The sequence below is a fragment of the Indiicoccus explosivorum genome (genome assembly GCF_002167005.1).
Lineage (GTDB): Bacteria > Bacillota > Bacilli > Bacillales_A > Planococcaceae > Indiicoccus > Indiicoccus explosivorum.
On sequence record NZ_NHTN01000053.1, the window covers coordinates 35,675 to 53,753 of the forward strand.

At 56.1% G+C, this 18,079-nt stretch carries 21 protein-coding genes and 2 riboswitches; of the genes, 12 read left to right on the forward strand and 9 right to left on the reverse strand.

The window, feature by feature from the left end:
• Positions 1 to 10: 10 nt before the first annotated feature.
• The 3 genes from CCE92_RS13165 to CCE92_RS13175 form a co-directional block, all read right to left on the reverse strand.
• Positions 11 to 661, reverse strand: coding sequence for a methionine ABC transporter permease (locus CCE92_RS13165; RefSeq protein ID WP_088008612.1), 651 nt, complete (start codon positions 659 to 661; stop codon positions 11 to 13).
• A complete protein-coding gene (locus CCE92_RS13170) occupies positions 651 to 1,682 on the reverse strand; it encodes a methionine ABC transporter ATP-binding protein (protein WP_088008613.1) in 1,032 nt (343 codons plus the stop codon). Before CCE92_RS13170 ends, CCE92_RS13165 begins: the two co-directional genes overlap by 11 nt.
• A 102-nt stretch (positions 1,683 to 1,784) precedes the next feature.
• Positions 1,785 to 1,900: riboswitch (SAM riboswitch) on the reverse strand.
• Positions 1,901 to 1,980: 80 nt separating this feature from the next.
• Positions 1,981 to 2,622, reverse strand: coding sequence for a glycerol-3-phosphate acyltransferase (locus CCE92_RS13175; protein WP_241536053.1), 642 nt, complete (start codon positions 2,620 to 2,622; stop codon positions 1,981 to 1,983).
• 144 nt (positions 2,623 to 2,766) lie between these two features.
• Positions 2,767 to 2,879: riboswitch (SAM riboswitch) on the forward strand.
• A 148-nt stretch (positions 2,880 to 3,027) separates the two neighbouring features.
• Between CCE92_RS13175 and CCE92_RS13180 the strand changes: the two genes are divergently transcribed.
• Both CCE92_RS13180 and metX read left to right on the forward strand, forming a co-directional pair.
• A complete protein-coding gene (locus tag CCE92_RS13180; RefSeq protein ID WP_088008616.1) occupies positions 3,028 to 4,317 on the forward strand; it encodes an O-acetylhomoserine aminocarboxypropyltransferase/cysteine synthase family protein in 1,290 nt (429 codons plus the stop codon).
• 13 nt (positions 4,318 to 4,330) lie between these two features.
• A complete protein-coding gene (gene metX / locus CCE92_RS13185; protein ID WP_088008618.1) occupies positions 4,331 to 5,311 on the forward strand; it encodes a homoserine O-acetyltransferase MetX in 981 nt (326 codons plus the stop codon).
• A 49-nt stretch (positions 5,312 to 5,360) separates the two neighbouring features.
• On the opposite strand, the gene CCE92_RS13190 is transcribed toward metX, so the two are convergent.
• Positions 5,361 to 5,591, reverse strand: a complete 231-nt coding sequence (locus tag CCE92_RS13190; protein WP_088008621.1) for an excisionase family DNA-binding protein — start codon at positions 5,589 to 5,591, stop codon at positions 5,361 to 5,363.
• 354 nt (positions 5,592 to 5,945) lie between these two features.
• Between CCE92_RS13190 and CCE92_RS13195 the strand changes: the two genes are divergently transcribed.
• The 6 genes from CCE92_RS13195 to CCE92_RS13215 all read left to right on the forward strand — a co-directional run bounded on the left by CCE92_RS13195 (position 5,946) and on the right by CCE92_RS13215 (position 10,331).
• Entirely contained in the window at positions 5,946 to 6,797 is an 852-nt protein-coding gene (locus CCE92_RS13195; protein ID WP_088008623.1) for a DMT family transporter, read from the forward strand.
• 80 nt (positions 6,798 to 6,877) lie between these two features.
• Complete coding sequence (locus CCE92_RS13200; protein ID WP_088008625.1) at positions 6,878 to 7,570, forward strand: response regulator transcription factor; 693 nt, start codon at positions 6,878 to 6,880, stop codon at positions 7,568 to 7,570.
• Entirely contained in the window at positions 7,548 to 7,709 is a 162-nt protein-coding gene (locus tag CCE92_RS15885; RefSeq protein ID WP_155522840.1) for a hypothetical protein, read from the forward strand. Before CCE92_RS13200 ends, CCE92_RS15885 begins: the two co-directional genes overlap by 23 nt.
• A 1-nt stretch (position 7,710) precedes the next feature.
• Positions 7,711 to 9,198 (forward strand): sensor histidine kinase, encoded by a 1,488-nt coding sequence (locus CCE92_RS13205; RefSeq protein ID WP_088008627.1) that lies wholly within the window; start codon positions 7,711 to 7,713, stop codon positions 9,196 to 9,198.
• Between the two features lie 61 nt (positions 9,199 to 9,259).
• On the forward strand, positions 9,260 to 9,469 hold the full coding sequence (locus CCE92_RS13210; protein WP_088008628.1) for a heavy-metal-associated domain-containing protein: 210 nt from the start codon (positions 9,260 to 9,262) through the stop codon (positions 9,467 to 9,469).
• A gap of 424 nt (positions 9,470 to 9,893) precedes the next feature.
• Entirely contained in the window at positions 9,894 to 10,331 is a 438-nt protein-coding gene (locus tag CCE92_RS13215) for an immunoglobulin-like domain-containing protein (protein WP_088008630.1), read from the forward strand.
• Positions 10,332 to 10,442: 111 nt separating this feature from the next.
• On the opposite strand, the gene CCE92_RS13220 is transcribed toward CCE92_RS13215, so the two are convergent.
• The 5 genes from CCE92_RS13220 to CCE92_RS13240 form a co-directional block, all read right to left on the reverse strand.
• Positions 10,443 to 11,081 carry a response regulator transcription factor gene (locus CCE92_RS13220; protein WP_088008632.1) on the reverse strand — a complete coding sequence of 213 codons (639 nt, stop codon included), beginning with the start codon at positions 11,079 to 11,081 and terminating at the stop codon, positions 10,443 to 10,445.
• The gene (locus tag CCE92_RS13225; RefSeq protein ID WP_088008634.1) at positions 11,056 to 12,096 is read right to left on the reverse strand and encodes a sensor histidine kinase; all 1,041 of its coding nucleotides are present in this window, start codon (positions 12,094 to 12,096) and stop codon (positions 11,056 to 11,058) included. The genes CCE92_RS13220 and CCE92_RS13225 overlap by 26 nt, the downstream gene beginning before the upstream one ends.
• On the reverse strand, positions 12,093 to 12,809 hold the full coding sequence (liaF, locus tag CCE92_RS13230) for a cell wall-active antibiotics response protein LiaF (protein ID WP_241536054.1): 717 nt from the start codon (positions 12,807 to 12,809) through the stop codon (positions 12,093 to 12,095). Before liaF ends, CCE92_RS13225 begins: the two co-directional genes overlap by 4 nt.
• 96 nt (positions 12,810 to 12,905) lie before the next feature.
• On the reverse strand, positions 12,906 to 13,544 hold the full coding sequence (locus tag CCE92_RS13235) for a PspA/IM30 family protein (protein ID WP_088008652.1): 639 nt from the start codon (positions 13,542 to 13,544) through the stop codon (positions 12,906 to 12,908).
• Positions 13,545 to 13,558: 14 nt separating this feature from the next.
• Positions 13,559 to 13,900, reverse strand: coding sequence for a lmo0954 family membrane protein (locus CCE92_RS13240; protein WP_088008636.1), 342 nt, complete (start codon positions 13,898 to 13,900; stop codon positions 13,559 to 13,561).
• Between the two features lie 227 nt (positions 13,901 to 14,127).
• On the opposite strand from CCE92_RS13240, the gene CCE92_RS13245 reads away from it, so the two are divergent.
• The 4 genes from CCE92_RS13245 to CCE92_RS13260 all read left to right on the forward strand — a co-directional run bounded on the left by CCE92_RS13245 (position 14,128) and on the right by CCE92_RS13260 (position 17,867).
• Positions 14,128 to 15,441, forward strand: coding sequence for a short-chain fatty acid transporter (locus tag CCE92_RS13245; protein WP_088008638.1), 1,314 nt, complete (start codon positions 14,128 to 14,130; stop codon positions 15,439 to 15,441).
• Positions 15,442 to 15,594: 153 nt separating this feature from the next.
• Positions 15,595 to 16,206: a DedA family protein gene (locus CCE92_RS13250; protein WP_088008640.1), complete on the forward strand. Its 612-nt coding sequence runs from the start codon at positions 15,595 to 15,597 to the stop codon at positions 16,204 to 16,206.
• Positions 16,207 to 16,280: 74 nt separating this feature from the next.
• A complete protein-coding gene (locus CCE92_RS13255; protein ID WP_088008642.1) occupies positions 16,281 to 17,231 on the forward strand; it encodes a 2-hydroxyacid dehydrogenase in 951 nt (316 codons plus the stop codon).
• A gap of 21 nt (positions 17,232 to 17,252) precedes the next feature.
• Positions 17,253 to 17,867, forward strand: coding sequence for a PH domain-containing protein (locus CCE92_RS13260; RefSeq protein WP_088008654.1), 615 nt, complete (start codon positions 17,253 to 17,255; stop codon positions 17,865 to 17,867).
• Positions 17,868 to 18,079: the final 212 nt, after the last annotated feature.

The window sequence follows — 18,079 nt, forward strand, 5'->3', positions numbered from 1 at the left end:
TAAAAGCGGTTCAGCTTCTCCGCAGTTTTTTCGACAGGACGTTGCCGCCGGTCTGGACCCCTTGGACGAGTACGACCAGGATGGCGACCGTCAGGATCATGACGCCGGTATCGAACCGCTGGTAGCCGTATGTGATGGCCAGATCGCCGAGTCCGCCGCCGCCGACCGCGCCGGCCATCGCGGAAGCCCCGATCAGGCCGATGATGGCGATGGTCATGACGAGCACGAGTGAACTGCGGGCTTCCGGGATGAGAAAGCGGAAGACGATCTGACCGGGCGTGGCGCCCATCGCTTTCGCCGCTTCGACGACCCCGTTGTCGACTTCAAGGAGCGAGTTTTCGATCAGCCGGGCGATATACGGACCGGCGTAGAACACGAGCGGCACGATCGCCGCTGTCGTTCCGATGGATGTGCCGACGATCAGCCGCGTGAGCGGAATGATGGCGACCAGCAGGATGATGAACGGGATGGAACGGAAAACGTTCACGACCGCGTTCAGGACGTTGAATACCGGCTCGTTTTCGAGCAGGTGGCCTTTGCGCGTGACGACGAGCAGGATGCCGAGCGGGAAGCCGATCAAAAGGGAAAAGCCGAACGACACGCCCGTCATGTAAAGTGTTTCCCACAGCGCTTCAATGATTTGTTCGCGATCAACTAGCATAGCTGTTCAGCTCCTCTGCCAATACAGGACTGTTCCGGATCTCGAGCAGCGCCCGCTGGATTTCCGCCGGATTCCCGCTGAATTCCACAATCAGGTTGCCGTACGGGATGCCCTGGAGTTCGGTGATGTTGCCGAACAGGACGTTCAGCTCGAGATCGTAGCGGCGGGACAGCTGCGAAATGAGCGGGTATGCCACAGACTCGCCGGTGAACTGGATCCGGTAGATCGGCTGCTGCCTGTCCGTGTTCCGGATCTGCTTCAGCAGCTTTTCCGGAAGTTCATCATTCATGACGGACCGGACGAAGCGCCGGGTGGTGGCATGCTGGGGGTTCGAGAACACGTCGAACACGGTGCCCTGTTCAATGACCTGGCCGTCCTCAAGGACCGCCACTTTATCGCACACTTCCCGGATGACCGCCATTTCGTGGGTGATCAGCAGGATCGTGATTTTGTATTTCCGGTTCACTTCCCGGAGCAGGTCGAGAATCGACTGGGTCGTCTGGGGATCGAGTGCTGACGTCGCTTCGTCGCACAGCAGCACCGACGGGTTCGTCGCGAGCGCCCGGGCGATGCCGATCCGCTGTTTTTGGCCTCCCGACAGCTGCTCCGGGTACTTATCCGCCTGATCGGCAAGGCCGACAAACTCCAGCAGTTCCGTCACACGTGTCCGGATCTCCGCTTTCGGTGTTTTGGACAGGATGAGCGGCATCGCGATGTTGGTGAACACCGTCTTGGAAGTCAGCAAGTTAAAGTGCTGGAAGATCATCCCGATGTCTTTCCGGGCCGCCCGGATTTCCTTGGGGGACAGGGCCGATATATCCCGGCCATGGATTTTCACCGTCCCGGCGGATGGCCGTTCCAGCAGGTTGACGGTCCGGATGAGCGAACTTTTTCCGGCGCCGCTGAAACCGATGACGCCATAGATCTCCCCGGTCCCGACGGTCAGGTCGATGCCGTTCAGCGCATGGACTTCACGCTTCCCGGATTTGTATGTTTTCGTGACGCCTTCGAATTGGATCATTGCCTTGCCTCCTCAATAAGTTGTAGTCGAATAAAAAACAAAAGAAGCCCTCTTTTTTCTCAACCAGCAAGAAAAAAGAGGGCTTCAATAGTAAAGCCACCCTTCTCATCTTCCAAATGCGCAGGTGCGCATTTGCAGGAGTTGGCACAGTGTCCGCTCAATGCGGACCCGCTGCCGAAACGTCATAGGGCCTGTCCCTCGGTTTCTCTGGATAAGAAAGTGATGCGTGTTATTCGATTCGTGATACCTACTTTATGGGCTCGGTCATCAAAAGTCAACAACATTTTGAAAAAAATATTTACGCAGCTTTCGCCGGTTTCTTCCGGAACACGGCGGACACTTTGTTTTCCGTGCCGTCCGCGATGCGGCGGATATTGTCGATGTGCTTCCATACCGCCATGATGAACAGGGCGGAAGCGATGGCGACCGGCCAGATGCCGGATGCCGGTCCGGCGGCGGTGAAGATGAAGACCGCATAGAGCGCGAGCACACCGATGACAAGATAATCGGTCACGAGCGACAAGGCGACGAGGAGCGCGAGCCCCGCAAGGCCGAACCGCCAGTCGAGTGCCAGCAGCACCCCAATCACGGCCGCCGTCCCTTTCCCGCCGTCGAATCCCATATAGAACGGGAAGTTATGGCCCATGACAGCGGCGGCACCGGTCAAAAACAGCAGCGTCCACACAGCCTGCGGCGGAAGCGCAGCATCCGCCAGCAGCAGCCGGAGCAGCAGGACCGCCGCTGCCCCTTTCCCGATATCGATCGCCGCGACGAGCGCCCCGTACTTCCAGCCGAGCACGATGGCGGCGTTCGATGCACCTGAATTCTTCACCCCTTCCGATTTGATATTCACCCCTGAAAGCATCCGTGCCGCAACGGAGCCGTGCACTGCGCCAATCGAATAACCGATCGCCAGTGCGGCAGCAAGCCAGCCTGCCATGACCATCCCTCCCGAATAAAAATTCTGTTACTCCATTAAACGCTTCTGCCGGGCTGCAGGTTTCAGAATTCTCCGGAATTTCCTTGACATGCCTGCCGGAAGTTCTCTATACTGACCTACAAGATGGAAAACTGAATCGGATCACTCTTATCAAGAGAGGCGGAGGGATTAGGCCCTGTGATGCCCGGCAACCGCCAAGCTGCTGCTTGGAATGGTGCCAAGTCCTACAGACCGCATTGCGGTCTGACAGATGAGAGGAGGTTTGTCTGCGAAAGCGGCCCTCTTCTTCACGAGAGGCGCTTTTTTTCGTTCCTCCTCATCTGCTTTCCATCGGGATGACCATTGACAGAAAATTGGTGCCAGGCACGAATTTTCAGTTAACTTAAACTAAGAGGAGGAAACGACATGACAGACTTCAAACCGGAAACACAATTGCTTCACGGGGGACAGGCGCCGGATGCGGGAACAGGGGCACGCGGCGTGCCGATCCACAAAACGACATCCTATGTGTTCAAGGACACGGAGCACGCGCAGAATCTGTTTGCATTGAAAGAAGCGGGTAACATCTATTCCCGCATCATGAATCCGACGGTGGACGTATTCGAACAGCGTACGACGCTTTTGGAAGGCGGGACGGCGGCGGTCGCGCTGTCTTCCGGCATGGCGGCGATCGCGTTTTCGATCCTGAACGTGGCGGGAGCCGGTGACGAAATCGTCGCCGACAGCAATCTCTACGGCGGCACCTACAATCTGTTCGCGACGTCGCTCCCGCGCTACGGCATCACGGTGAAGTTCGTGGACGGGACAGACCCGGAGAACTTCGGGAAAGCGATCACAGATAAGACGAAAGCGGTGTTCGGTGAGATCATCGGCAACCCGAGCCTGCACGTGCTCGATGTGGAGCGGGTAGCGGAAGTGGCCCATTCGCACGGCGTCCCGTTTTTTATCGATAACACTTTCGCATCGCCGTTCGGCAGCAATCCGATCGAGTTCGGGGCGGACGTCGTCATCCATTCGGCGACAAAGTGGATCGGCGGACACGGCACCGCGATCGGCGGCATCGCAGTGGACGCCGGCAAGTTCGACTGGACGGGCGGCCGGTTCCCGGGCTTCACGGAACCGGATCAGACGTATCACGGCATCCGCTACGGCGTCGATGTGCCGGATGCGGCGTTTGCGACGAAGCTCCGCGTCCAGCTGCTGCGCGATTTCGGACCGTCACTGAGCCCGGAAAGCGCGCACACCTTCCTGCAGGGGCTGGAAACGCTGCATTTGCGCATTCCGCGCCATAGCGAAAATGCCGGGAAAGTGGCAGCGTATCTGAAAGACCATCCGCAGGTGGAATGGGTGAATTATATCGGATTCGAAGATCACCCGTCCTACAGCCGCGCGCAGAAGTACTTGAAGGATACGTTCGGCTCGATCGTCAATTTCGGCATTAAAGGCGGCCGCGAAGCCGGCCGGAAGCTGATTGACAGCGTAACCCTCTGGTCGCACGTGGCGAACGTGGGTGATGCTAAGTCGCTGATCATCCATCCGGCATCCACGACACATCAGCAGCTGCAGGCGGAAGAACTGCAGAAAGCGGGTGTGACGGAGGAACTCATCCGGCTGTCGGTCGGGCTGGAGAACCCGGAAGATTTGATTGCAGATCTGGAACAGGCGATCCGCGCGGCGGCGCCTGCCAACGTTTAAGGGGGAATAAATGATGGAAACGGTCGAAATCGGTCCGCATGAGCTGGAATCGGGGGATGTGCTGCCCGAAACTGTGCTGGCATACGAAGATACCGGCAATCCGGAAGGGCCCGTCGTCCTTATATGCCATGCACTGACAGGCGATCAGTACGCCGCGGGCGGCTGGTGGAAAGGGCTGATCGGCCCCGGAAAAGCAGTGGACACCGACCGTTTCCGAGTCCTTTCATTCAATGCGATCGGCGGGTGCCACGGATCGACCGGCCCGCTCTCCGTCAACCCTGCAACAGGGGAACAATACAGAAGCGCGTTTCCGGCGGTCACGGTCCGCGATATGGTCAGGGCCGAGCGGAAAGGGCTCGATCTCCTTGGCGTCGGAAAGATGAGGGCGGTCATCGGCGGGTCGCTCGGCGGGATGCGGGCGCTCGAATGGGGAAGCCAGTATCCCGGAATGCTGGATTTCGTCATTCCGGTCGCAGCATCGCCTGCCCTCAGTCCATATGGCATCGCCTTCAACACGATCGGCATCCGTGCCATCGAGAACGATCCGCTGTTTCTGAACGGCCACTATGAGAGTTCGGCCGATCTGAAAGGGCTTGAGATCGCGCGCATGGCCGCCATGGTGACTTACAGAAGCGATAAGCTCTTCGCTGAACGCTTCGGACGGGACCATAACGGCGAAATGTTCGAAGTGGAATCGTACCTTGATCACCAGGGCGCGAAATTGGCGAGGCGCTTCGACGCCAACTCGTACATCACGCTGCTCCGGGCGATGAATTCACACGATGTATCGGAGGAGAAAATCGAAACCGGGATTTTCGCACTGTCGTTCACGAATGACTTGCTTTATCCGTCCACCGGGATGAGCGACTGGCTGAAAAAACAGCCGGCAGCCGAACACGAACTAGTGGAAACGGTTTACGGCCATGATGGGTTTTTAGTGGAATTCGAGAAATGGGGCTACCTCATCAAGGACCGGCTGGAACAGGATGACTGACTGAAAAAGGATCCGCGGGCGGAATCGCCTGCGGGTCCTTTTTCTCTGCCTAATCCTCGTCCTGGATATCCGGGTCGTCAGGGACCGGCGTCGCCAGCCATTCTTCCAGTTCCTGCTTGGCGACCTCCAGCTGTTCAAAATGCCGTTCGAATTGAGAGGTGTTGATCAAGTACTGGGTTCCGTCATGGACCGCGCGGATGCGGCCCTCGAGCACATAGCGGATCACTTGTTCCTCAGGCATCGACAAATAAGCGGCGGTTTCCGTGATCGTCCGATACATGAGATCCACCTCCTCTTTGTTTCAGTATAAATTGATATGCCGGCTGGCTCAATCATCGGGACTCCGCTCGGTTCATCTTTTTGCATATAGCCGGCGGGGCGGCAGTGTGGTATTTTTAGGAAAGATTTTCATGGATTAAGGCGGCTGGTGAAGGGCCGGTCCTGCTTTTAAGCAATAAACCCTGTGCCGCATGGGTGAAGCGGAATAACGCACAGAAACACGGCATAACGCACGCAAAACGGAAATAACGCACTCAAAACGGAAATAACGCACGCAAAACGGAAATAACGCACGCAAATGGCACACTGCCGATTGCAAACCGCATTTCAGACAATAAAACCGGAGGAATCATCCATGGCTTACTTATTCGTCCTGCTTGGCGCCATCCTTTGGGGGACGACCGGCACCGCACAATCATTCATCGAAGGGGAAGCGCATCCGCTCACGATCGGTGCGTTCCGCCTGGCGATCGGCGGCTTTTCATTGCTGATTTTCGCAGCCGCCGCAGGCAAATTGAAGCTGAACAGAACCGCCGGAGCCTCGGTGTTCCTTTCAGCCGTCAGCATGGCGCTGTTCCAGCCGCTGTTCTTTTCATCCGTCCAGCTGACCGGCATCGCGGTCGGCACTGTTGTAACGATCGGCAGTGCGCCGATGCTTTCCGGCATCATCGAGTGGCTGTTTTTGAAGCGGCGGCCGGACCGGGTCTGGGTGCTGGCGACAGCGCTGGCGATCGCAGGCTGCATCCTGCTGTTCGCGGAAGGGGAGACGCTGACGATCGATCCGGCCGGTGTGCTGGCGGGGCTCGGCGGCGGTCTCGCGTTCGCCACGTACGCCACCGTCAGCAAGCAGGCGCTCGAGCGGATGGATACCGTTTCCGCTGTCGCGGTCATTTTCTCGCTCGCCGCGCTTTTGCTGCTGCCGTTTTTATGGGTGTTCGATACCGGCTACGCGGCGGAAGCGGGCAATCTGGCGGTGCTGCTGTATCTCGGCATCGGAGCCACGACGCTTGCCTATATGTTGTTTTCCGCGGGACTCCGGCACATCCGTTCATCGGCGGCCGTCACGCTGTCGCTCGCCGAGCCGCTGACGGCCGCGCTCCTTGGTGTCCTGCTCGTCGGGGAGACGCTCAGTGCGCTAGCCTGGACAGGGGTGGCGCTGCTGCTTGCCGGAATTGTGGCGCTTTCCGCGAAGCGGTGGATTTCTTAAGAATTTCTTCATTTATTCCATCGGTTGGGCTTAAGATTTTCGGGTTACACTAAACCTGGAAGTGAATGGAGGGGGAACGGATGACGCAGTTTACCGTGCTTGTGACGGATGACGATCAGGATATCCGGGACGGCATCGAGATTTATTTGAAAAATGAAGGCTACCGCGTCCTGAAGGCGGCGAACGGTCTGGAGGCGCTTGAGCTGCTGGCGGAGAATGAGGTCCATGTCATCATACTGGATATCATGATGCCGAAAATGGATGGGATCCGGGCGACGTTCCGCATACGGGAGGAGCGCAACATCCCGATCATCATGCTGAGCGCGAAAGCGGAGGAGTCGGATAAAATCCACGGCCTGTCGGTGGGGGCGGATGACTACGTCACGAAGCCGTTCCATCCGATGGAACTCATCGCGCGGGTGAAGTCACAGCTCCGACGTTACGTTACACTCGGCACTTACGAGGAAAAAACCCGCCAGCTGGAGATCGACGGACTCTCCCTGGATCCGGAAGCGAAAGAAGTACTGCTCGACGGAGAGCCGATCCGGCTGACACCGATCGAGTATAAGATCACGGAGCTGCTGATGACGAATGCCGGCCGGGTGTTCTCGATCCGAGACATTTACGAGCGGGTCTGGAACGAGCCGGCGTACAACGCGGAAAATATCGTGGCGGTACATATCCGGAAAATCCGGGAAAAAATCGAGGCGGATCCGAAAAATCCGCGGTACGTGAAGGTGGTGTGGGGCATTGGCTACAAAATGGAAAAGTGATCTCTGGTCGATCATCGCTGTCGTCATCGGCCTTTTCACGTTAATGTATTGTTTCGGCTCGCTGTTCGAGATCGCGCTCGATCAGCGGTCGGCGGAACTGCTGACGCTGCTGCAGCAAAGAGCGGGAGGCGGGGAGTGAGATGCAGAAATGGCTATGGCTGTTCAGTCTGAGTGTTTTGCTGATGAGTCTGTTCGCGCTGGATGATGCCGGAACCGCCCGGTGGCCGCTGTTGCTCGTGTTGATTCCCTTAATCTCTGTCGCGGGCCTCATCCTGTACTCGATCAAATTCGACCGGAAGTGGTTCGAGGCCGATCGGTTCCGCGCATGGACCGGGGAATGGCCGTTCGAAGGGAAAGTCCTGCTGCTGGCAGCTACGGTTTTCTTCGTCTTGCTCGCCCTGGACAAATTTTACATCGAGCTGTTCTGGGAGCTGGCGTACGGGTATGTTTTCAGTTTCCCTCATATCCCGACGCTCTTGATCGCCATCGCGCTGTCGGTTCTGCTGCTGGCCGCTGTAATCATGCAAGCCGTCTGGCTCTGGGAAGAGTACCGGGAACCGGACCGGCTCATCGCAGATATGCGGGACGGGATCACTGCCCGTTTCATCGGCTACTCAAAACTGGCTTACCAGAACCGGAAGATCCGGACACAAGTGCTGCTGCTGCTGACTGTCGTGTTCTTCTGGGGGGCGGGGACGGCGATCACCGTGCTCTACCCGCCGCTGCTGCTCGTCCTCGTGCCGGCGAGCCTCCTGATCGGGCTCCCGGTGCTTTATGGACTTGTCAAGCGCTTCGGCTATTTGGCCCAGCTGATCGACGGGACGGACCAATTGGCGGCAGGCAGGCTGGCCGGGGATTTGCCGGTGCGCGGGAAATCGGTTTTGGCAGGTCATGCGAGAGCGCTGAATACACTGAAGGAAGGGGTCCGGCTGTCGCTGTCGGAACAGGCGAAAAGCGAACGGCTGAAGACCGAACTGATCACGAACGTCAGCCACGACCTCCGCACACCGCTGACCTCGATCATCACCTATACCGATCTGCTGAAAAACCCATCACTTCCTGAAGAGGACCGGCAGTCGTACGTCGGCATACTCGACCGGAAATCCCAGCGGCTGAAAGTGCTGATCGAAGACTTGTTCGAAGTGTCCAAAATGGCATCGGGCAATATGGACCTGCAGCGTCAGAAAGTGGATGCCGCCCAGCTCATGCAGCAGGCGCTGGCGGAGCACGAAGAAGACATCACGGAATCCGGTCTCCTTTTCCGGGTGACGGCGCCGGAACGCCCGCTCATCATTTACGCGGACGGGCAGAAATGGTGGCGGCTCATGGACAACCTCATTCTTAACGCAATCAAATACGCGCTCCCGGGAACGCGGGTCTATGTTTCATTGAAAGAAGAGGCGGGACAGGCGGAATTCACGATCAAAAATGTCACGCGCCACGAAATCGGCACGGATACCGATGAACTGTTTGAACGGTTCAAGCGGGGAGATACGTCGAGAGGGACGGAAGGGTCGGGGCTCGGCCTCGCCATCGCCCAGTCGATCGCCGGTCTCCATGGCGGGAATCTCCGGATCGATGTCGACGGGGATCTGTTCAAAGTGACGGTGACGATGCCGGCAGCCTGATTTCGAAGGGGGGTTTTTGGGTATACATGGGAATAAAGGAACCTTCGAAAGGATGAACCCAATGGAAACAGCAACCTTCACCATCAAGAACATCCCCGGCGAACGGGCGATCGAGACGCTGGATAAAAAACTGCTCGACGCACCCGGCGTGGAGCGGGCGCTCGTCGATGTCGAAGAAGAGCGGGTGACCGTCGAATATGACCGGGAACGGATTTCGGAAGAACAGCTCGTGCTGCGGATCAAGGAGCACGGCTGTGAAATAGTGGAGTGAATGATAATAATCGCCGGGGAACCGGTCCTATTTTGAGGTGCGAAAACCTGAATAATATTGTAAAGGAGATCCAATTCACAGTTGAATGGGTCTCCTGTTTTTTTACCGTTAAATTAATGTTTTTCAAACAAACACTTTTTCCAGACAATTGAAATTAGGAGTATACCACAGTAAACTAATGATTGAGTCATCACTTGTAATCATTGATATCAGAAAATTAAGATAAATTGATTTGCTTTTCCATTTTTTCGCTTCCTGCAAGAAGTATGAAAGGCGGTGGAATTTCGGCCAAAGACCTGTATCATTAAATCGGCAACTGACTTTACGTTAAAACGCCGAGTTGCTTAATGTATGAATACCCATGATAACTTTACTTCACTTTGCTGAAAAAATGCAGATTCTAAGTCAAAGGAAGTGTCTTTTGATGCGTAAATATTCTTTTTACCTTTTATTGATTTTTCTCCCACTTTCATTGTTAGCTTGTCAAAAAACGATGGATGAAACCAACGCTAATAAAAACGTGGAATCTCAAGAACTAGCTTTTTCAAAAGATGGAATCAGTATCAAAACAGAGGAAGAAGTTTATAAAGTCGATACTCCTGAAATTATACTAGTAGTAGAAAATGAATCTGAAGAAACCTTTAGATCAGGCGCCAATTTTGAGATAGAGAAAAAAACAGACGGACAGTGGCATGAGTTCCCATTAGCATCTACATTCATTCCAGCAATCGGCTTAGACCTTCCTGCTGGCAAAACTGGAAAACTAAAATTACTGACAGAGGATTTAAAATATAAGCTCTCACCCGGGGTTTATCGAGCGATCTTCGCAGGTCAAGCTTCAATTTTTAAAGTAACAGAATAAATTTTGTGCGCTGATAAATTGATTTTTCGTCAACCGCAGCAGAGATGATCAACATTCTCGCATTTATCTCAGGGTCAGAAAGCGTCCGCCTGAAGCGATTTCTTCAGATCATTACGATTCCCCCGGCGCGATCAGCCGGTGCTCGAATGCATAGATGACGGCCTGCGTGCGGTCATGGACATCAAGTTTTGCCAGCAGGTTGCTGACGTGCGTCTTCACCGTCTTCAGCGCGATGTACAGCTCGTCGGCAATCTCCTGGTTCGAGTAGCCTTTCGCCAGCAGCAGGAGGATCTCCATTTCCCGCTCCGTCAATTCCTCATGCGGCACGCGCCCGTGACGCATCCGCTTCATCATTTTGTTCATCACTTCCGGCTCAAGCACCGGCGTCCCGGTCACCGTTTCCCGGATCGATGCGGCGACGCGGGCCGCTTTCGATGTCTTCAATATGTAGCTGACAGCGCCTGCCTCGAGGGCGGGCACGACTTTGTCGTCGTCGATGAAACTCGTGACGACCATGATTTTCGCTTCAGGCCATTGGCGGACGATCTCGGCGGTCGCTTCGGCGCCGTTCATGCCGGGCATCACCATGTCCATCAGGACGATATCCGGCCGGAGCCGGAGCGCCATTTCCACCGCTTCCTTGCCATCCGCCGCTTCGCCGACCACTTCCATGTCGGCCTGTGCCTGTAAATACGCCGATACCCCGATGCGCACCATTTCATGGTCATCTGCGAGCAGGATCCGTATCATGCGGTTCTCTCCTTTCAGCCGGTACTTTCACTTCCACGATCGTCCCTTCGGAAGGGACGGAGACGATTTTGCTGACCGCCCCGATTTCCACTGCACGCTCTTCGATGTGCTTCAGCCCGTAGCTGGCGGACTTCGCCTGCTCACCGCCGAAACCGATGCCGTTGTCTTCGATGCGGAGGATCGCCTGGCCGTCCCGTTCGACGAATAAAACCTGGACTTCCGTCGCTTTCGAGTGACGGAGCGTATTCGACAGCGTTTCCTGCGCGATGCGGAACAGATGGTCCTCCGCTCCTTTCGGAAGCGGCACTTCCTCCAGCCGGCTGGTGATTTCAAGCGTCACTTTTTCTTTCAGTTCATCAAGCAGTTCGGAAAGCCCTTCCCGGAGTGATTTATCGTGCAGCGCCGCGGGTCGGAGGTGCAGAAGAAGCGCCCGCATCTCGAGCTGCGCCTGCTGGACGATTTTCTCAGTTTGCAGCAGCACCGGCTCCGCTTCCCGGGTCTCTGTCATGGACGACAGCAGCATGGACGCGGCGAACAGCTGCTGGGACACGGAATCATGCAGTTCTCGGGCGAGCCGTTGCCGCTCGATGATCAGCTGCTCCTGAATCAGTTTTTCCTGGGTTTCCGCCCTTTCATTGGAAATCCGGGTCAGGCTCGTCCGCTGTGATTCCAGCAGATTGCCCATCCGGATGAGCGACGGGCGCAATTCTGCCGGAATGGTCCGCAGTTCCGCCAGTCCGACCGCCCGTTCTTCATTCTGTGCCAGCGATTCGAGCACCTGTCCCGTTTCTTTGATGGCCGTCCTCGACGACAGCTCGATCCACCAGGCGAGACCGGCTGCTAGGGACGCGGCCAAAACGAACAGCCACACGCCGACGGGCATCCCGGCCTCCGTCTCTGTCCACAGGAACAGCCAGTTCCCGGACGGCTGCCCGAGGAATAGGGTGAGAAGACCGATCGCGACAGCAGAAAACAGCAGCAGCAGCCCGAAACTCCGGGACACGATCGTGTTCATTGCCGGATCACCTCCACATCGCCCATCCAGGTCGTCAGGGAAATGATCAGTTCGCGCTGTGAAGCTTCCTCCTGACTGTATCCATCATGGGCCTGAACCGTGCTGTAAAGGATCCGCTGCTTCGGGTTGCTGAACAGCCGCGCATCTCCGTAGAGGGTGGAATAAAACACGCGGACCGGCACTTCATACGGGACGATGATCCGCACTTTTCCGAATCCCTGCCGGATGGAAATGAGGGACGTCCGTTTCGGAAGCACCGTCCGGGTCACATCGATCCGGAGATCTCCGGCCAGGCCCTGAACGTGGATATCTTTCCATTCGTACGCTTCAGCCGGCGTCGACTGGGCCGAGAACAGTTTATTGCGGATCAGTCCGCGGCCATCGGCTTTCGGTTCCGATCCGCCCATAAGCGGGACTTCCTGCTGGGAATTTTCCCCTCTCCACAGCCGGACCATCAGCACCAGGGCAGTCACGAGCACGACGAACCGGAGCGTCCACAGCGACAGGATGGCCGCTGCCAAAAACAGGACGCCGAGCCAGAACAGCGCTTTGCCGAACCGGTGATAATTGCGCGTGCCGATATACATGAAAATGAAGCCGAGAACGGCTAAAAAGACCGTGCCGTTATGGAAGAATGTCGATTCCACGAACAGCAGGACAAAAATCAGCAGCAGGAAAAACACTTGCTGATTCGTCGTGAATTGGCGCAGCATACCGGTCGCTCCTTTCGTCAGTGTGCGGGATTCCGGCGGATTCCTGATAAAACGGTCCGGAAGCATTCCGCCCCCGGACCTTGTCTTATTGTCAGTTTACCTGATTTCTTCGCCGTGTGCGCTGTTTTTTTCGAGCGCTTCGAGCCGGTGCACGAGCACATTCTGTTCGTGCTGTTCTTCGATCCGGCTGCCGAGCCGTTCGATGTACGAATTCATTTCGTCAGCAGTCCCGAAGCCTTCCTCATCCTTTTCCGGGTGGAGCACCCGGTCCATGTAGACGTTCGCCCGTGTCGCGTTTTCCTTGCCCATCAGCTGGAGCTGGCGGATTTTCATGTCTTTCACTTTATGCTTCATGTCTTCGTATTTCTGTTCCAGGAGCTGATACTCCTTGCGGTTGTCCGCGATGCTGGCTTCCAGCGTGCTGACCCGTCCGCTGTACGCCGCCGTTTCACGTTCGGCGAACTGCGCGAGTTCTTCTTCGCCGGCGGCAGCGGCAAGTTCCTGCTGGCGGCTGCGTTTTTCGAGCAGGGCAGACGCTTCTTCCAGTTCTTTCTCCAGCTTGGTGATCAGCTGTGACTGGCGTTCGAGCCATTTGCCGGTATCCGCTGTCTGCTGTTCCGCATCCTTGATATACCGGTTGAGGAGCGCGAGCGGATTTTGCTGTTCTTTTTTTGTGAGCAGTGCGTCGATGTCGGATGCAAAGGCGAATTTCAGACGGTTCCATGCAGTTGTCATCATTGATTTCCTCCTTATTTGGTGAGTTCTTTCCATTGTTTTTCAAAATTCGTGAACGGATCGTTTTTGCGGGTCATGCGCACTTCGTCGCCGTTCCACTTGCGCCAGACCATCCACAGGACGACGAGCGCCGCGACGGCGAAGAACGCGGGCACATTCGAGATGGCGGTGATCACACCGACAGCCGCCACAATGCCCCACCAGATTTTTGCGAGTGTGGAAATGCTCGTGCGGTAAAAGCGGACGCCGACGTAGATGACCAGAGCCGAGACGATCAGGCCGAGGAGCGAACCAAGATTCGCGAGCGCCACGATTCCTGCCGTAATGCCGATGACTGCGAGCCAAAATTTGTTCATCGTATTGCCTCCTTGATTGAGTGTGCAGCGCCTTTGCCGCTGCCGTGTTTACATTCTTATCGTATCAGCGTGCCGGTTCTTGCCAAACGGACTTCGACCGCATTTTGAGCTAAGACTTGAGGCTGAGTTTTCGATGGGACTTCCAAAAAAACCATAGACTTCCTTAATTGGGCGCGATAAAATTTAATAGTATGAATAGTGATTTCTTTCAGAAAGGGGAAATGGTTATGCAGGCATTGAGCAGAGCCGCCAACAGGCTCATGGAGCGCTATTTGCCGGATCCGTACATATTTGTCGTCATTCTTACGCTCGCTGTGTTCTTGTTGGGGCTCGCATTGACTCCGTCCAGCCCGTTCGAGATGGTGCTGTACTGGGGAGAAGGATTCTGGGCGCTTCTGACCTTCGCCATGCAGATGGTCATCGTCCTCGTCGCCGGACACGTGCTGGCGAGTTCGCCGTTCTTCCAGAAAATCCTGGTCGGACTGGCATCTACGGCGAAATCGGCAGGGAGTGCGATTTTGCTCGTGACGGTCGTCTCCATGATTGCCTCTTGGATCAACTGGGGATTCGGTTTGGTCATCGGTGCCCTGTTTGCGCGCGAGCTCGCCAAGAAAGTGCCGAAAGTGGATTACCGGCTGCTTATTGCAAGCGCTTACAGCGGATTCGTCGTCTGGCACGGCGGCCTGGCGGGGTCCATCCCGCTGTCCGTGGCGACACCGGACCATCCGTTCGCTGAATTGATCGGCATCATCCCGACGACAGAGACGATCTTCTCACCGCTGAATTTGACGATCGTGGCGCTGCTGTTCCTGACAATTCCGGTGCTGAACCGGCTGATGATGCCGAAAGAGGAGGAAACGGTATCCGTCGATCCCGAACTGCTGAAGCCGCAGCCTGAACCGGCGGCGGCCGTCGAAGCGACGCCGGCTTCGCGGCTCGAGGACAGCGCGGCCGTCTCCCTGGTCATCGGTGCGCTCGGCATTGCGTACTTGGCCATTTATTTCTCGGCGAACGGGTTCAACTTGAACCTGAACATCGTCAACTTCATTTTCCTGTTCCTCGGCATCGTTCTGCACGGAACGCCGCGCAGGTTCCTGAACGCCGTAGCGAATGCGGTCAAAGGCGCGGGGGGCATCATCATCCAGTTCCCGTTCTATGCAGGGATTATGGGCATGATGACCGCTTCGGGCCTGGCAGCGGTCATTTCAGAAGGCTTCGTCAGCATCTCGACGCCTGAGACGTTCCCGCTGTTTGCGTTCCTGTCCGCGGGACTTGTGAACTTTTTCGTGCCTTCCGGCGGCGGACAGTGGGCTGTTCAGGCACCGGTCATGCTCGATGCGGCCGCGTCGCTCGATGTCAGCTTCGCTAAAACCGCGATGGCTGTCGCCTGGGGTGACGCCTGGACGAACTTGATCCAGCCATTCTGGGCGCTTCCGGCACTGGCCATTGCCGGACTGCGGGCAAAGGACATCATGGGTTACTGTGTATTCGTCCTCGTCCTGAGCGGCGTCATCATCGGCGCCGTGTTCCTGATCATGTAACGAAAACCGGAACTTTCTTCCGGCCCGAACGTCTTTTATTGGCAGCTGCTCTCCGGAGCGGCTGTTTTTTTGCTATGATGGAGGGTATACGGAAAATAAAAGCCGGCGCCCCGATCGGGTGCCGGCTGTCCGCAAACAGGAGGAAAAGGGTTTATGGAAAATTGGATTACAGACGCGATGGCGAATTACGGCTACTGGGGCGTGTTTTTCCTCATCATGCTTGAGAACGTATTTCCGCCCATCCCGTCTGAAGTCATTCTGACATTCGGCGGCTTCATGACGGCGACAACCCGTCTGACCGTCTTCGGCGTCATCGCCGTCTCGACAGCCGGATCCGTCGCGGGCGCCATCATTCTGTACGGTGTCGGCCGTTTCATGAGTATCGCCCGGCTGGAACGGATCATTGAAAAACACGGCAAATGGCTGCGGCTTGAAAAGGAAGATCTGCATAAAGCAAATGGCTGGTTTATGAGATATGGCATCTGGACTGTGTTCTTTTGCCGGTTCATCCCGCTCATCCGGAGCCTGATTTCGATTCCGGCAGGCAGTTCCGGCATGCATCTTGTGCCGTTCCTCGTCTTCACGACGCTCGGTACGATCATCTGGAACACGGTGCTTGTGTGGCTCGGCGCGTCTGTCGGGGAAAATTGGGAAGACGTCGTGGCGAAGTTCGATGTATTCTCGAACGTCGTCTACGTGCTGCTCGTGGTGTTATTCGTGGCGGCTGTCATTTGGTATATTCGTCTTGTGAAAGACAGAAAGTGATAACTGCCGGCATTTGCCGGCGGTTTTTTTAATTGTTACACTTAATAGAAAATAGATTGACTGGAGGTAAAAAAGTGAAACCGATTGTGTACGTGACCCGTAAATTACCTGATGAGGCAATCGCCGCGCTCGGCGATCAAGTGGAAGTCCGGATGTGGAAAGAAGAAGAGACGCCGGTGCCCCGCGATATTCTCCTGAAAGAAGCGGCGGAAGCGACGGCGATCTGGTCGATGCTGTCGGATGCGATCGACCGGGAACTTATCGAGAAGGCGCCGAACTTGAAGATCATTTCGAATCTGGCGGTCGGCTACAACAACATCGATCTCGATGCGGCCCGGGATAACGGCGTGATCGTCACGAACACACCTGATGCGCTGACGGAAGCGACGGCGGATCTCACATTCGCCCTGCTGCTGTCGACCGCCCGCCGGCTGTCGGAAGCGTCGCGTGCGCTGCGGGCAGGCGAGTGGAAAGCATGGACACCGCTCGGTTTCACAGGGCAGGACGTGTACGGCGCCACAATCGGCATCATCGGTATGGGCCGGATCGGGGAAGCGGTCGCGCGCCGGGCGAAAGGGTTCGGCATGCGGGTCCTGTATCATAACCGGACGCGCCGGCGGTTCGAGGACTTCATTTATTCGGATTTCGATGAACTGCTGAAGGAATCGGATTTCGTCGTGCTGCTGACACCGTATACATCGGAAACCGCCGGCATGATCGGCGAACGGGAACTCGGCCTCATGAAAGAAACGGCGTGTCTCATCAACGTCGCCCGCGGCGGTATCGTGGACGAAAAAGCGCTGGAGAAGGCGCTGAAGGACGGCGGAATCTGGGCGGCAGGTCTCGACGTCTTCGAGCAGGAGCCGGTGCCGACGGATCACCCGCTGCTGTCGCTGCCGAACGTCACGGTCACACCGCACATCGGAAGCGCCAGTATCCAGGCGCGCCACGCCATGATGCAGCTCAATGCGGAAGCGATATTGGCGTGCATCGGCAAAAAAGAAGTACAAAATCGGGTTTGTTAAAAAGGAGAGATGAAGATGGGTATGTTCGGGAAAATGGCGTCGGATGCGCTCGGGCTGAGCGACATCGGATCCGTCATCAAAAAGGAAGACTATGACAAGGTGGATGCGGACGATTACGTTATGCACGAAGACGGGGAGAAGATTTTTTTCCTGATCAAATCGAAGTCGGATGAATACTGCTTTACGAATAAAGCCCTGATCCACGTCGATGGCGCGAACGCCGCCAGCAAAAAGCGGACGCTGAAGCGCTTCGACTACTACCAGCACACGGTATCGAACGTGGCGCTCGAAACCGCAGGCACAGTCGACCTTGATGTGGAGATCAAGTTCACGATCGGCGGTCAGGTGCTGTCGATCGATGTGCACAAAAAGTTCCTGGCGGAAATCAAGGATTTGTACAAAGCGCTCATCGCCCTGTCACGCATCACCGAAGAAAATGCGAAAATGCTGAAATTCGCGGACCGCAGCCTCGATGTCGCAGCCAGTTCCATCGGCCGTGCCGGCGGGCAGGGCGGCAACCCGGCAGAGCAGTACGTGAACATCAATGAGCATGTTTTCAGCTGGCTGACAGGCAAGTACGAGGAGTACACGAAGAAAGACTTCACGGACGTGTTCGAGAAGTATATTTTGAATTAAATCGGCAGCCGCTCCGGCACGGGGCGGCTGTTCGTTTTTAGACGGGGGAGCTGTTACTACCGAAAAAGGGTTCGTTACTGCCAAATGAGGGTCCGTTACTACCAAATGAGGGTTCGTTACTACCGGAAACGGGGTAGATACTTCCAAATGTGAAAAATCAGCATCCATTCATAAAAAACCGCTGAAATTTTTGTCCCCCGATTTTTATTCTC

Bases quoted from the DNA above. Each gene is read 5' to 3' on its own strand.
- CCE92_RS13205 (WP_088008627.1), top strand. From the start codon at position 7,711: ATGCAGAAATGGCTATGGCTGTTCAGTCTGAGTGTTTTGCTGATGAGT.
- CCE92_RS13180 (WP_088008616.1), top strand. From the start codon at position 3,028: ATGACAGACTTCAAACCGGAAACACAATTGCTTCACGGGGGACAGGCG.
- CCE92_RS13175 (WP_241536053.1), bottom strand. From the start codon at position 2,622: ATGGCAGGCTGGCTTGCTGCCGCACTGGCGATCGGTTATTCGATTGGC.
- CCE92_RS13245 (WP_088008638.1), top strand. From the start codon at position 14,128: ATGCAGGCATTGAGCAGAGCCGCCAACAGGCTCATGGAGCGCTATTTG.
- CCE92_RS13195 (WP_088008623.1), top strand. From the start codon at position 5,946: ATGGCTTACTTATTCGTCCTGCTTGGCGCCATCCTTTGGGGGACGACC.
- CCE92_RS13215 (WP_088008630.1), top strand. From the start codon at position 9,894: ATGCGTAAATATTCTTTTTACCTTTTATTGATTTTTCTCCCACTTTCA.
- metX (WP_088008618.1), top strand. From the start codon at position 4,331: ATGGAAACGGTCGAAATCGGTCCGCATGAGCTGGAATCGGGGGATGTG.
- CCE92_RS13200 (WP_088008625.1), top strand. From the start codon at position 6,878: ATGACGCAGTTTACCGTGCTTGTGACGGATGACGATCAGGATATCCGG.
- CCE92_RS13225 (WP_088008634.1), bottom strand. From the start codon at position 12,096: ATGAACACGATCGTGTCCCGGAGTTTCGGGCTGCTGCTGCTGTTTTCT.
- CCE92_RS13235 (WP_088008652.1), bottom strand. From the start codon at position 13,544: ATGACAACTGCATGGAACCGTCTGAAATTCGCCTTTGCATCCGACATC.
- CCE92_RS13210 (WP_088008628.1), top strand. From the start codon at position 9,260: ATGGAAACAGCAACCTTCACCATCAAGAACATCCCCGGCGAACGGGCG.
- CCE92_RS13220 (WP_088008632.1), bottom strand. From the start codon at position 11,081: ATGATACGGATCCTGCTCGCAGATGACCATGAAATGGTGCGCATCGGG.
- liaF (WP_241536054.1), bottom strand. From the start codon at position 12,809: ATGCTGCGCCAATTCACGACGAATCAGCAAGTGTTTTTCCTGCTGCTG.
- CCE92_RS13170 (WP_088008613.1), bottom strand. From the start codon at position 1,682: ATGATCCAATTCGAAGGCGTCACGAAAACATACAAATCCGGGAAGCGT.
- CCE92_RS13260 (WP_088008654.1), top strand. From the start codon at position 17,253: ATGTTCGGGAAAATGGCGTCGGATGCGCTCGGGCTGAGCGACATCGGA.
- CCE92_RS13190 (WP_088008621.1), bottom strand. From the start codon at position 5,591: ATGTATCGGACGATCACGGAAACCGCCGCTTATTTGTCGATGCCTGAG.
- CCE92_RS13250 (WP_088008640.1), top strand. From the start codon at position 15,595: ATGGAAAATTGGATTACAGACGCGATGGCGAATTACGGCTACTGGGGC.
- CCE92_RS13165 (WP_088008612.1), bottom strand. From the start codon at position 661: ATGCTAGTTGATCGCGAACAAATCATTGAAGCGCTGTGGGAAACACTT.
- CCE92_RS13240 (WP_088008636.1), bottom strand. From the start codon at position 13,900: ATGAACAAATTTTGGCTCGCAGTCATCGGCATTACGGCAGGAATCGTG.